Origin of the sequence: Janthinobacterium sp. (assembly GCF_009923995.1) — a bacterium.
GTDB lineage: Bacteria > Pseudomonadota > Gammaproteobacteria > Burkholderiales > Burkholderiaceae_D > Janthinobacterium.
On the sequence record NZ_RFSK01000035.1, the window covers coordinates 48,323 to 61,490 of the forward strand.

Consider the following 13,168-nt stretch of genomic DNA (forward strand, 5'->3'; position numbering starts at 1 on the left):
CTTCCCCCGCCTTTCCGCCTTCCGGCCGCCATTTCCCGCATCGACTTGATCTGACGCAACACGCCTTGCCCCGTCCCGTATCAAGGTCAGCTTTTAGCTCTTTTTTTCATCCGCATGTCCAGCGAGTCCCCTGCACCGGCCGCGCCGCCCGTGCTACGCCTGACGCTCACGCGCGACCCCCTCGCCAGTTGCGGCGAGTGCCCCGCCGCGCCCGGCTGGCACGGCGAGAGCCACGTGCTGTCGGGGGCGCGCGGCATCGGCAGCTGCCGCGTGGCGCTCGACATCGGCCCGGCCGACGTGGTGCAGCTGCTGCTGAGCGATGGCGGCTCGCTGCTGGCAAGCAGCCTCGACTTGCCGCGCTACCTGGGTCCGGCCGCGCTGCCCCGCGATGGCGCGCCGCCCGCCATCGACGTGGGACTGGCCCTGCGCCCGCAGGCGGTGCGGCCGCCGCCAGGCGCCAGCCGCGACGGCCTGGGGGCCTGGATGCTGCGCGCCGTGCGCGTCTACCGCAGCGGCGCCGGCGCCATGACGGCGCTGGCGGCGGCCGGCGCCTTCCAGGACCGCCAGCTGGAGCAGCGCCTGGGCCTGTACCGCTGCGGCATCGAAACGGGCGCCATGACGCAGGTCGCCAGCCTGCCGGCCGGGCCGGAACCCGTGCTGCTGCTGTTGCACGGCACGGCGTCGTCGACGCCGCGCAGCTTCGGCGGCCTGTGGCGCAACGGCCTGGCGCCGCAGCTGGCGGCGCAGTACGGCAACCGCATCTACGGCTACGAGCACCGCAGCCTGAGCGAAAGTCCCATCCACAACGCGCTGGCGCTCGTGCACCAGCTGCCGCACGGCGCCGTGCTGCACCTGCTGGCCCACTCGCGCGGCGGCATGGTGGGCGAACTGCTGGCGCGCGCGCAGCGCATCGACAGCCGCGGCGCCGTCGACCTGGCCGGCGACGGCCTGGCGCGGGCGAGCGAGAACACGGTGGGCGGCGAAGCGTTCAACAGCCACGATATCGAGCATTTCACGTCCCAGGCGCAGCTGTGCGGGCGCGCCGGCCACGCCGAGGACGCGGCGCGCCTGCGCGAGCTGAGCATGGAGCTGAAGACGCGCGCCATCCGCATCGCCCGCTTCGTGCGCGTGGCCTGTCCCGCGCGCGGCACCACGCTGATGTCCGGCCGCCTGGACCGCTGGGCCAGCGTGATGCTCAAGCTGCTGCAGGGCGCGGCGCCGGGCGACACGCCGGACGGCGCCCTCGCCTTCCTGCTGGCCGTGGTGCAGCAGCGCTGCGATGCGCGCATCTTGCCCGGACTCGAGGCGATGATGCCCGACTCGCCCCTGGTGGCCCTGCTCAATGCACCGGACGTGCGCGTGGCCAGCCCCCTGCACGTGCTGGCGGGCGACTGCAGCGGCGACAGCCTGCTGGGCTGGCTGGGCGACTGCCTCGGCGACATGTTTTATGGCGGGCAGAGCGACCTGGTGGTCAATTGCGCCTCGATGGCGGGCGGCGCCATGCGCAGCACGCCCGTGCGCCAGCTGCTGCTGCGCGGGCCGCAGGTGCACCACCTGAACTACTTCGAGCGCGCGCCGTCCGGCGCGGCTGCCGTGCAGGCGCTGGCGGGCGACGATGCGACCTGGCTGCCGCTGGCCGGCATGGAGCACGGCATGCTGGCGCGCGGCGGCGAAGTGCCGAAACGGCGCGAGCAGGCGCCCATCGTGCTGCTGCTGCCCGACATCATGGGCAGCCATCTGCAGGTGGGCAGCAACCGCATCTGGTTCGATCCCGTCAACCTCGTGGAAGGCCGCATCGAACGCCTGGCCGTGGGCCAGCCGCACATCGTCAGCGCCGGCTGGCTCGAATCGAGCTACGAACCGTTCGCCCGCTTTCTCGCGCAAAGCCAGGAAGTGCGGCCCTTTACCTACGACTGGCGTTTGTCGCTGCAGGACTCCGCCGCGGCCTTCCTGCCCGTGCTCGACGCGGCCATGCATGACGCGCAGCAGCGCGGCCAGTCGCTGCGCATCCTGGCCCACGGCATGGGCGGGCTGGTGGCGCGCCTGGCCCTGAAGGACCGCTGGCAGCGCTTCGGCGCCATCGCCGGCAGCCGCCTGCTGCAGGTGGGGACGGCCAACCAGGGCAGCCATGCCATGGTGCAGGTGCTGCTGGGACGCGATCCGCTGGTGCGCATGCTGGCCAGCTGGATCGCCTGGAAGCATACGCGGCGCCAGTTCCTCGGCTTCGTGCGCGCCTTCCCCGGCGTGCTGGAAATGCTGCCCTGGCCGCAGGCGGGCGGCGCCATCGACTACTTCGACGCCGAGGCCTGGGCCACGCTGGCGGCCGGCGATCCGCACGCCGGCCAGCCCGGCGGCTGGCAGGCGCCCGAGGCGGCGGCGCTGGCGGCGGCGCGCGCCACGGCGGCCCTGCTGGCCGGTGCCACGCTGGAGGCGCGGCACTGCAGCTACCTGGCCGGCTGCGCCGACACGCCGGTGGCGCTGCGCCTGCACGGCGGCGGCATCGAAGTGGCCTGGACCCCCGATGGCGACGGGCGCACGCCGTGGCAAGGCGCGATTCCCGCCGGCGTCAACGCCTGCTACCTGCCCGTGGCGCATGGCGACCTGCTGCTGCAAAAAGAGCATTACCCGGCCATCGCGCAGCTGCTCGACACGGGCCAGGGCGGGCCGCTGCCGCTGCATCCGCCGCACGCGCCTGGCGCCGCCCCGCCCCGCTTCCGGCCCCACGCGCCCGACGCGCCGCCGCTGTACCCGCAGCCGCAGGAGCTGCTCGACGCGGCCATCGGCGCCGCGCGCCCCGCCGTCGCGCCCGAGCGGCGCGCGCCGGGACTGGGCATTTCCGTCATCCACGGCAGCATGGCCTCGGCAGACGCCCCCGTCATGAGCGGCTGCTACGCCTACGAATCGCTGCGCGGCAGCATGAGTTTTCTCGACCGCCTGCTGGCGGGCAAGCTGCAGGAAATCCACGCGCTGGGCCGCTTCCCGCAGCGCCCCGATTCCGCGCTGGTGGTGCTGCAGCCCGATGCGGCGCGGCGCCCCGGCGGCGCCATCGTCATCGGCCTGGGCCCGCTGGGCGAGCTGACGCCGGGCGAACTGGCGCGCGCCTTCGCCGGCGGGCTGCTCGAATACGCGTGCGTCTGCCTGCAGGTGCGCGCCGCCGGCCACCTGGCCGCGCCGCCGACGGGCGAACACGGCCTGCGCGTGGCCAGCTTGCTGTCCGGTTCCGGCTACGGCGGCTTGAGCATCGCCCTGTGCGCGCGGGCCCTGGTCGACGGCGCGCGCAGCGCCAACCGGCGCCTGGAAGACGCGGGCATGGCTTGCCGCATCGGCCATCTCGCCATCTACGAGCAGTCCGAGGCGCGCGCCATCGCCGCCGCCATGGCCATCGAGGAAATCCTGGCCGAAGCGCGCTACCAGGACAGCTTCACGTTCGAGCAGCGCATCCGCCACAGCCCTGGCGGCTACCGGCGCATCCTGCCCATCCTGAGCGGCGACAATGGCTGGCGCCGCGTGCAGATCGTCGCCGCCGATCTCTCCGGCGCCCTGCGCTTCACGCTGCTGACGGACCGCGCCCACAACAGCGTCGACGAGGAGCCGAACCAGCGCCAGGCCGTCGATGGCCTGATCATGGACGCCACCGACAACACCACCGACCAGCCGGGCCTGTCGCGCGCGCTGTATGAACTGATGCTGCCCAACGGCCTGAAGGCGGCCATTCCCGAGATGCGCGGCCTGATCCTGGCCGTCGACCAGAGCGCCGCCATCTACCCGTGGGAACTGATGCGCGACGAGGCCGACGGCGAGGAAAGCCCCCTGTCGACGCGCATCGGCATGGTGCGCCAGCTGGCCAGCCTGCGCGAACAGCCGCCCGCCACCAGCCCGCCCAGCAGCAACGTGCTGGTGATCGGCGACACCGATTCCGGCCTGTCCGAACTGCCCGCCGCCCAGGCCGAGGCGCAGGACGTGGCGCGCATGTTCGGCGCGTACGGCTACCAGGTGCGCGAGCTGCTGCGGCCGCAGGCCCAGCGCGTGCTGGTGCACCTGTTCGACGAGCGCTATTTCGCCATCCACCTGGCCGGCCACGGCGAGGTGGCCGGCCCCGGCATCGCCCATACGGGACTGGTGCTGGGGCCGAAGACGCGCCTGACGGCGGCGCAGGTGAGCAAGCTGAAACGCGTGCCGCAATTCGTCTTCATCAACTGCTGCCACCTGGGCGACATGCGCCCGGACGCCATCGCGCCCTGGTCCAAGCTGGCCGCCAGCCTGGCCACGGCCTTCATCGAAATGGGCTCGCAGGCGGTGATCGCGGCCGGCTGGCGCATCGACGACCAGGCGGCCAGCATCTTCGCGCACAGCTTTTATCACGCCATGCTGAGCGGCGAATATTTCGGCGACGCCGTGCGCCTGGCGCGCGAGGCCGCGTACGTGCAGTTCCCCGCCTCGAACACCTGGGGCGCCTACCAGGCGTATGGCGACGACCATTACCGCTTCCCGAACACGCAAAGCCGCCCCTGGCAGGCGCCCGACTACCACTACCACGGCCATTTGCTGGCCGACCTGGAAACCCTGCACGCGCGCCTGGCGGGCGCCGATGCGGCGCGCCGCGCGGCCATCGGGGAAAAGCTGGGCAGCATCGAGGAAGCCGTGCGCGCGCGCTTCTTCGGCTGCGCCGACATCCGCGAAAACATGGCCGCCACGCGGGCCGGCCTGGGTGGGCTGGACAACACCCTGCGCGCCATCGAACATTACCGGGCGGCGCACAGCGCGGCCGACGGCAAGGTGGCCCTGCGCGCGCTGGCCCACTGCGCGGAACTGGAGATACGCCAGGGCGCGGCCCTGTGCGGCGTGGATGGCGGCGCCGGCATCGACGTGCCGGCCGCGTGCGACCCGGTGCGGGGCCGGCAGCTGATGCAGGACGGCAAACGGCATATCGACCTGCTGGTGGCGCTGGCGCCCACGGCGCAGCGCCTGGCGCTGCTGGGGCGCTACTGGGCCCTGCAGGCGCGCCTGGCCTGCCGCGCGGGCAGCGCGCCCGGGCAGGCGCTGCGGGCCATGAGCGACGCCTGCCTGGCGGCGCTGGAAGAGGCGCGGCTGCGCAGCGGCGTGGCCGACTGCGACCTCATTTTCCAGGTGCTGGCGGGCGCCCTGCTGCTGAAAGCCCACGACGACGACAGCGCCTGGCAGGCGCTGCATCCGCAGCTGGGCGAGCTGCTGCACGACGCCATCGCCTACGCGCAGCAGCGCCATGCGGACGAACACCGCGCCATCGACGCCAGCGCCCCCGTGCGCGCCGCCCTGCTGGCGGCCCTGTGGGACGCGCAGGACGGCGTGCCCTTCGATGCCGCAGCGCGCCAGGCCTTCCTGGCCCTGTACCACGACGCCGTGCGGCGCCACGGCAGCATCGGCGAACCGGAAGCGATCACCGTGCCCTTGCGCTTCCTGCTCGAACTGCTGCCGCCGGAGGGAGCGGACGGCGGCTTGCGCAGCGCCGTGCAGGCGCTGGCCGGCGCGCTGCCGCCGTGAGCGGACGCGCCTCAGTTGCCCGGCACGACCCCGTAGTGGCGCGCATAGCGTTCATCCAGGTTCGCCAGCGGCATCATCATGAACATGTCGGCGCTTTCGAAATCAGGATCCCAGGCCGGTTCGCCGCAAATCCATGCGCCCGAGCGCAGGTAGCCCTTGATCAGCGGCGGCACCTGCGGCTTGTGCGCCGCTTCCACCTGGTGGATGGGGAAAGGCAGGTGCGGTGTGACGCGGTATTCGCTGGGGGCCATGTGCTTTTCGGCCAGCGCCTGGTACACCGCGACGGCATTGTGGCCGCCATCGGCCAGGCTGATGCTGGCGCAGCCCACCAGGTAGTCGCAGCGCTCGCGGCGCATGTACTCGGCCAGGCCGGACCACAGCAGCATGATCACGCTGCCGCCCCGGTACTTCGGATGGATGCAGGCGCGGCCCGCTTCGACCATGCGGCCGCGCAGGTTGTTCAGGCGGCTCAGGTCGAATTCATTTTCGGAGTACAGGCGGCCGATCTTGGCGGCCTTGGCCGCGCTCAGCACGCGGTAGGTACCGACCACTTTCAGGGTATCGGCATCGCGCACGATCAGGTGATCGCAATGCGCGTCGAATTCATCGCTGTCGAGGCCATCGGCATTGGCCAGCGACGTCAGGCCCATGGTCTCGATAAACACCTTGTAGCGCAGACGCTGTACTTCACGCAGTTCAGCGGCCGTGGTGGCCTGGCTCAGCACCAGTTGGACCGGCCGGGACTTGACTTCGTTTGACGCGCTTATGTTTTGCATGGTTTCATCCCCCTGTGATCAAGACGACTCCAGCGTACTTGCCTAATATGTCAGGAAAATGACAGCCGAATGTCATTTCCATGACGCAAGTCAATACCAGGGGGAGAGCGTGCGGAATTACCACACCCGTGCGCGCCGCCAGTAAATACGGCGCTTACAGGGCGATGCCGGGCGTGTAGTCGACGAAGGCATCCTGGCGACAGAAGCCCACCAGCTTCATGCCCGCCTGGGTGGCGATACTGATGGCCAGCGAACTGGGAGCGGAAATGGTCGCCAGCAGGGGAATGCGCATGCGCGCGGCCTTGCGCGCCAGCTCGTAGCTGCCGCGGCTGGAGAGGAAGACGAAGCCGCGCCGCATGTCGACCTGGTGCAGCGCGAGGTGGCCGATCAGCTTATCCAGGCCGTTGTGGCGCCCGATATCCTCGAACACCTGCACGATGGCGCCGTCGGGCGCGCACCACGCGGCCGCGTGCACGCCGCCCGTGGCCTGCATCAGCGCCTGGTGCTCGCGCAGGCCGGCGGCTGCGCGCGCCAGCGCGGCGGGCAGGTCGACGTGGATCAGCGACGGCGGCAGCGCTTCCGGCTGCAGGTCGAGCATCTCGATGCTGTCGATGCCGCACACGCCGCAGCCGCTACGCCCCGTCAGCGCGCGGCGGCGGTCCTTCAGGCGCACGAAGTCTTCCTGGGCGATGGTCAGCGCCACTTCGGCGGAATCGGGACGCAGGAACACTTCGCAGTCGAAGATGGCAGCGGCCGACGTGACCACGCCTTCCGTCAGCGCAAAGCCGTAGGCAAACGCTTCCAGGTCGCGCGGGGTGGCCATCATGACGACGTGGGAAATGCCATTGAAGACCAGCGCGACGGGGATTTCCTCGGCGACGCGGTCGATGGCGGGAATGGCATCGGCCGCGCGGTGGCGGACGATGGCGCGCTCGACGAAGCCGGCGCGTTCGGCATGAATATCTTCTGACATGGCAACCATGGGGGAACTAGTACAGGCCCCATGGTAAACCAGAACGGCGAAGCGGGCGGCAGTCCGTGCGGGACCGCCCTGCCCGCGCCATCAATCCTTCTTCGGACGGCCCGTTTTCAGCTGCGGCAAGCCGGCCAGCACGTTTTGCAGGGTCGCCAGGTCGATCTGGCTGATCAGCGCCACGCCGATACGCAGCAATTCGCTCTTCTTGATCTCGAAGCCGGCTTTCAGGCAGGCTTTCTTGACCTGGCCCAATACTTCATATTCCGCTTCCGGCATGGTGAAGCTGTCGCGCACCAGTTTCGGCTTGCGGGCTTTTTCCTTCACGGCGGCGACCTTGGCGGCAGGCGCCTTTTTCGCGGCGGCCGGCTTGGCGGCGGCTTTGGCCACGGGCTTGGCCGGGGCTTTCGCTGCCGGCTTGGCGGCGGCCTTGGCGGCAGGCTTGGCGGCAGCTTTCGCGGCTGGCTTGGTGGCGGCCTTGGCGGCAGGCTTGGCAGCTGGCTTGGCGGCCGGTTTGACCACTGCGGCCTTCGCCGCCGGCTTGGCCACTACGGCCTTGGCGGCTGGCGCCTTGGCTGCGGCAGGTTTGGCGGCGGCAGGCTTCACGGCGGCGGGCTTGGCTGCCGCAGGCTTGACGGCGGCTTTTGCCACCGGCTTGGCGGCCGGCTTCGCGGCAGGTGCGGCCTTGGCGGCTGGTGCGGTCTTGGCCGCTGCCGCGCTAATCGAAGCGCTGGTGGGGAACATCGAGACGGGCGCGCTGTCGGCCTTTTTTGCTGGGACGGGTTTGGTCATGGATTTTCCAATCTAATAAATAATATAAACAATATATACTGTTTTTTGAAACCTTGCTTGCTGCACATCAAGTCATGCGCATGGCACGACCTGTCAGGCACTGGCGCGGATGGTGAAATCTACCCCGACCTCATCCCAGAATTCCTGTTCCTTCTCGATCCAGAACGACACGGTGGGATGGTGCGCCACCCAGCCGCGCTTGATGTCGAGTTCGATACGGCTCTTCATGCGCAGCCGCAGTTCGCTGAAATCGGCCTCGATGCGCGCATGCATGAGCAGGATCGACAGGCGCAGCGCCAGCACGGCCTTGGCAAAATCCGGGTCGGACAGCACTTCGCCGATCTTGCGCAGGTTGCCCTTCTGCGCCAGGATCAGCCGGCTCATGGTCTTCTGCTCGCGCGTGGTAAAGCCGGGCAAGTCCGCATTTTCCACGATATAGGCCGCGTGCTTGTGATAGCCCGTCTGCGACACGGCCAGGCCCACCTCGTGCAGCAGGCTGCTCCAGCGCAGGCACTTCACCAGCGCTTCGGACGTGGGCTTGAGCTGGGCGTACATGGCCAGCGCCTGCTCGGCGACCCGTCCTGCGCGCTGCTGGTCGATATGGAATTTGTCCATGCAGCCCTGCACCGACTGCTCGCGGCGGTCGCGCTTGGTCGAGCGCAGGTACAGGTCCCACATGACGCCCAGCCTCGATGGGCGTCATGACGGGAATGTCGAGCTCGCGGAACAGGCCGATCAGGATGGCCAGGCCGCCGACGATGGTGCTGGCGCGGTCGGGCCGCAGGCCGGGCATGTCGATGCGGCTGGTGTGGCCCAGTTCGATGAAGCGCCGCGCCAGCGCATCGAGGCTGGCGCTCGTCAACAGGCCGTCGCCCAGCTTGTTGCGGGCGATGATGTCGGCGATGGTGCGGATGGTGCCGGACGAGCCGTAGGCCGTCTTCCAGTACTGCGGATGATACGGCGGCGCCGCATCCTCGAAATGGCTGCGCGCCGACAGGATGGCCGCCTCGAACGACGGCGCGTCGATGCGCCCGCCGATGAAGAACGACAGGCTTTGCTTGACGGTGCCCAGGCTGAAGGACTCGACGCGCTCGATATCGTGGCCGCGGCCCAGTATCAGTTCGGTGGAGCCGCCGCCGATGTCCATCACCAGGCGGCGTTCGCCGGGAATGGCCAGCGAGTTGGCCACGCCCATGTAGATCAGGCGCCCCTCTTCCTCGCCCGAGATGATCTCGATCGGGTAGCCGATGGCCTGTTCGGCCAGCGGCAGGAAGACGGCGCCATTGCGCGCCACGCGCATGGCCGACGTGGCCACCACGCGCACGGCATCGAGCTCGAAGCCGGCCAGGATGGCGCGAAAGCGCTGCAGGCAGGCCAGCGCCGCCTGCATGGCCGCCTCGGTCAGGTCGCCATTGGCATCCAGGCCGGCGGCCAGCCGGATCGGGTCGCGCACGCTCTTGACGACGCGTATCGTGTCGCCATCGTGGCGGCCGACGTGTAAACGAAAACTGTTGGACCCCAGGTCCACCGCTGCATACATACTGACCTCTTGTCTTGTCATTGCCGTGCCAACCGCTGAAAAATTGTCAAACTGGGTTGGCAAACTATATAAATCATTTAAACGATTTAAAAATCCTACCACACTACCCCCATCGTATGACAGCAGCGTGACAGGATTGTGACAAAACGGCGACCGCCAGTTGCGCCCTACGGCACGATGGTGGTGAAAAGGTAGACGGCGAAAATCACCAGGTGCACGGTGCCCTGCATGACCGTGGTGCGGCCCGTGCCCAGGGACAGGGTGGCGACCATCAGCGACAGCAGCAGCAGGACTGTCGATTTGATATCCAGTCCCAGGGTGATCGTCAGGCCCGTGGCCAGCGACACCACCACCACGGCGGGGATCGTCAGGCCGATGCTGGCCAGGGCGGAGCCGAGCGCCAGGTTCAGGCTCGTCTGCAGGCGGTTGGCGCGGGCCGCGCGCACGGCGGCCAGGCCTTCGGGCAGCAGCACGATGGCGGCGATGACGATGCCGACGAGGGTCTTCGGCGCGCCCATGGCGGCAATCGCCGTCTCCAGCGCGGGCGCCAGCGACTTGGCCAGCAGCACCACGGCGCCCAGACACACCAGCAAGGCGCCGGCGCTGATCCAGGCCACGGTGGCCGACGGCGGCGCGGCATGCACTTCCTCGTCGCCCACGGCTTCCTTGGGCAGGAAGTAATCACGGTGGCGCACCGTCTGCACCAGCACGAAGGTGCCGTACAACACGAGGGAAATGACGGCGATGAAGATCAGCTGGCTCGAATTGTAATAGGGGCCGGCCGCGCTGGAGGTGTAGTTCGGCAGTACCAGGGTCAGGATGGCGATGGCCGCCAGGGTGGCCAGCGAGGCGCTCACGCCCAGCAGGCCGAAGCTCTGCTCCTTGTGCCGGCCGGCGCCCAGCAGCAGGCAGATGCCGACGATGCCGTTCAGGATGATCATGATGGCGGCAAACACGGTGTCGCGCGCCAGGCCCGTCGTTTCCGGCCCGCCCGCCAGCATCAGCGAGACGATCAGCGCCACCTCGATCAGGGTCACGGCCAGCGCCAGCACCAGGGTGCCGTACGGCTCGCCGATGCGGTGGGCCACCACTTCAGCGTGGTACACGGCGGCCAGCACGCTGCCGATCAGGCCGGCGACGAGCAGGATCTGGTAGGCGCCGCCGAAGTTGAAGGTGGAGCCGAACAGGAACAGCCAGCCGGCGACCGGCGCGGCAAGGGGCCATACAGGCAGGGATTTGAGACTTTTCATCATGGGCCTTGCAAGAGTAAGAAAGAGGGGTGCGGTACGGACGGCACGCTGGGGCAAGCGACCGCCCCACAGCATAACTTGCTTAGCTTAAATGAAAGTTAGGGGATTCACATGTCGGAGGCAGATGCCCGGTACCCCGGCAAACTTGCTGCGGCGCACCTGCCCCTTACCCATAACTATAGTCCCTTTGGTAACATGCGGTTGCAATTTTCTTGTCTTTTTGCTTGCGCACACCGTCATACTGCAGGGCACGCCTTTCCGGCATTGACCAAGGAGCAAGCATGATTTCAGCAGCTAGCGCAGTCGCGCGCACGGTATTGTTCGCTTTCGCGGGCAGCTTGCTGTGCGCCGCCGTCCAGGCGCGCGAAGAGACGCCGGCCGCAAACGCGGGCACAGCGCCGGCGCAGCAGGTGGACGCGAATTGGGCCACCCCGCCCGCGCCGGCCGCCTCCCGGTGGCAGGACAGCCTGCCGCCCGCGCCGCCGGTGGCGCCGCGCGAGGAAAAAATCCTGCCCAGGAGTGAATGGCTGAGCGTGGAACCGATGAAGGCGCCTGACCGGCGCTGCGATCCCGGCCTCGATGCCCTGTTCCTCAGCAAGGAATGCGGCAAGGAACCCAGCTGGCTGGGTTCGCCCAAGAAATAAGCGCCTTACACGTCCAGCGTGCTGGCGCCAGGCGCCTCGGCCACCTGGTCGCGCCCGCCCTGCTTGGCCGCCTGCAGCGCTTCGTCGGCCCGTTTGAACAGGCTGACGGTGCTGTCCTCGGCGCGGATGGTGGTCACGCCCAGGCTGGCCGTCAGCTGCAGCACGGCGCGTTCCGTCTTGACGGGCAACGCGGCGACGGCGGCGCGGATGCGCTCGGCCACCATCAGCGCATCGGCCAGGGTCGTGCGCGGCAGCTGGATGGCGAATTCGGCGCCGCCCAGGCGGCCCATCAGGTCGCTGTCGCGCAATTGCTGGCGGCAGGTGTCGACGATGGCTTTGAGCACCGCGTCGCCCACCGGATGGCCGTAGCTGTCGTTGACGCGCTTGAAATGGTCGATATTGAGCACCACCAGCGCCGTCGGCAGGCCGGGCCGGCGCGCCAGCGCCATCCACGGCGCCAGCGCCTGGTAAAAGCCGCGCCGGTTCGGCACGCCCGTGGCCGCGTCGATCACTTCCAGGCGCGCCAGTTCGCTGCCCAGCTTTTCGCGCGACAGCAGCAGGTAGCCGAAGGCATTCGTCAGCATCATCAGGTACAGCGCGCCGAAGCCGGCCAGCTGCATCAGTTCCGCGTCAAAACCGGGCACGGTGGCGGCCAGCACGCCGCGCGCGGCGATCAGCAGCGACAGGATGCCCATGCTGACGACGAGGAAGCGGCGCAGCATGCTCGCCTCGCGCCACTTCAGGCACAGCGCGGCCACTCCGGCCAGGAAGAAGCCGGCCACGATCAGCGAACCGCCCGCGCTGCGCAGCAGCGGCGCCACGTCGAACACATAGCAGGTGGCGAACAGCGCGAGCGCGCCGCCCAGCGCCGGCAGCACGGTGCGGCGCCAGCCGCTGCGCCCGGCCGCCTGCCACAGCGCGCCGGCGTCCAGCGCCATGCCGGCAAACAGCAGGCTGTTGCCCAGCAAGATGGAGAGGAAATCGGGCAGCACGCCGCGGAAATACAGCAGGCACCAGGCCACGGCCTGGCATTGCTTGGCCACCGCCCAGGTGGACATGCTGAGCGACTTCTTGCGCTCGTATTCGAAGAAGAACAGGGCCGCGCACAGGCTCAGGTTGCCGAGCGCCAGGGCCAGTACCAGGGTCTTGATATCCATGGGCTACGCCATCGCCGCGCTGGCGCGGCAGCTGCTGTCAGATTTCGTGTTCGACATTGGTGCTGCCGTCGCCGACCTTGCTGGCCCAGGCCTGCACGAAGTACTGCTTTTCCGGCTCGCTGGGCGCTTCATGCCAGAAAACGATGAGGGTGCCCTTGTGATCGTGGATCTGCGCCACTTTTTCAATGAAGCCGACATTGCCGGCCTGGTCGGCCAGCGCCGCCGCGTAACCATACACGCGCGTCAGCCGTTCGATGCGGTCGGGTTCGGTAAAGCTATTCGTGGCCGTAATGATGGGGTGATCCAAAAACATGCGTATCTCCATGGTGCCCGTCTGCGCGGCCTTGCCGCCGCCAGCCGTAGTTGCCTTGCGCCGCGCCCGCAAGGGCGCGTCAAATGGCAGGTGGCCAGCCCGCCGCGCCATTGCGCACACGGTGTGCGGATTATAATCGGGTATGCTCTCGGGAGCTTATCAGATTTCTCTGAATGCAACAAAACATCCACCCACGCAATGCA

The 13,168-nt window shown here is 68.8% G+C and carries 8 protein-coding genes and 1 pseudogene; 2 read left to right on the forward strand and 7 right to left on the reverse strand.

The features are described from left to right. Window positions 1–114: 114 nt before the first annotated feature. The gene (locus EBS11_RS17555; protein WP_290604790.1) at window positions 115–5,520 is read left to right on the forward strand and encodes a CHAT domain-containing protein; all 5,406 of its coding nucleotides are present in this window, start codon (window positions 115–117) and stop codon (window positions 5,518–5,520) included. Window positions 5,521–5,531: 11 nt separating this feature from the next. On the opposite strand, the gene EBS11_RS17560 is transcribed toward EBS11_RS17555, so the two are convergent. The 5 genes and pseudogenes from EBS11_RS17560 to EBS11_RS17580 all read right to left on the reverse strand — a co-directional run bounded on the left by EBS11_RS17560 (window position 5,532) and on the right by EBS11_RS17580 (window position 10,851). After that, the gene (locus EBS11_RS17560; protein ID WP_290604792.1) at window positions 5,532–6,296 is read right to left on the reverse strand and encodes a GNAT family N-acyltransferase; all 765 of its coding nucleotides are present in this window, start codon (window positions 6,294–6,296) and stop codon (window positions 5,532–5,534) included. A gap of 154 nt (window positions 6,297–6,450) precedes the next feature. Further along, window positions 6,451–7,278: a formate dehydrogenase accessory sulfurtransferase FdhD gene (gene fdhD / locus EBS11_RS17565; protein ID WP_290604794.1), complete on the reverse strand. Its 828-nt coding sequence runs from the start codon at window positions 7,276–7,278 to the stop codon at window positions 6,451–6,453. Between the two features lie 81 nt (window positions 7,279–7,359). Then, window positions 7,360–8,061 carry a hypothetical protein gene (locus EBS11_RS17570; protein ID WP_290604796.1) on the reverse strand — a complete coding sequence of 234 codons (702 nt, stop codon included), beginning with the start codon at window positions 8,059–8,061 and terminating at the stop codon, window positions 7,360–7,362. Window positions 8,062–8,154: 93 nt separating this feature from the next. Further along, window positions 8,155–9,601: pseudogene (locus EBS11_RS17575) on the reverse strand (Ppx/GppA phosphatase family protein). A gap of 167 nt (window positions 9,602–9,768) precedes the next feature. Then, a complete protein-coding gene (locus tag EBS11_RS17580) occupies window positions 9,769–10,851 on the reverse strand; it encodes an ionic transporter y4hA (protein WP_290604804.1) in 1,083 nt (360 codons plus the stop codon). 281 nt (window positions 10,852–11,132) lie between these two features. Between EBS11_RS17580 and EBS11_RS17585 the strand changes: the two genes are divergently transcribed. Continuing rightward, the gene (locus tag EBS11_RS17585; RefSeq protein WP_290604798.1) at window positions 11,133–11,495 is read left to right on the forward strand and encodes a hypothetical protein; all 363 of its coding nucleotides are present in this window, start codon (window positions 11,133–11,135) and stop codon (window positions 11,493–11,495) included. A gap of 5 nt (window positions 11,496–11,500) precedes the next feature. Here EBS11_RS17585 and EBS11_RS17590 read toward each other — a convergent pair whose 3' ends face one another. Continuing rightward, window positions 11,501–12,652 carry a GGDEF domain-containing protein gene (locus tag EBS11_RS17590; RefSeq protein WP_290604801.1) on the reverse strand — a complete coding sequence of 384 codons (1,152 nt, stop codon included), beginning with the start codon at window positions 12,650–12,652 and terminating at the stop codon, window positions 11,501–11,503. 37 nt (window positions 12,653–12,689) lie between these two features. Further along, window positions 12,690–12,965, reverse strand: coding sequence for a hypothetical protein (locus tag EBS11_RS17595; RefSeq protein ID WP_290604803.1), 276 nt, complete (start codon window positions 12,963–12,965; stop codon window positions 12,690–12,692). Between the last annotated feature and the right edge of the window lie 203 nt (window positions 12,966–13,168).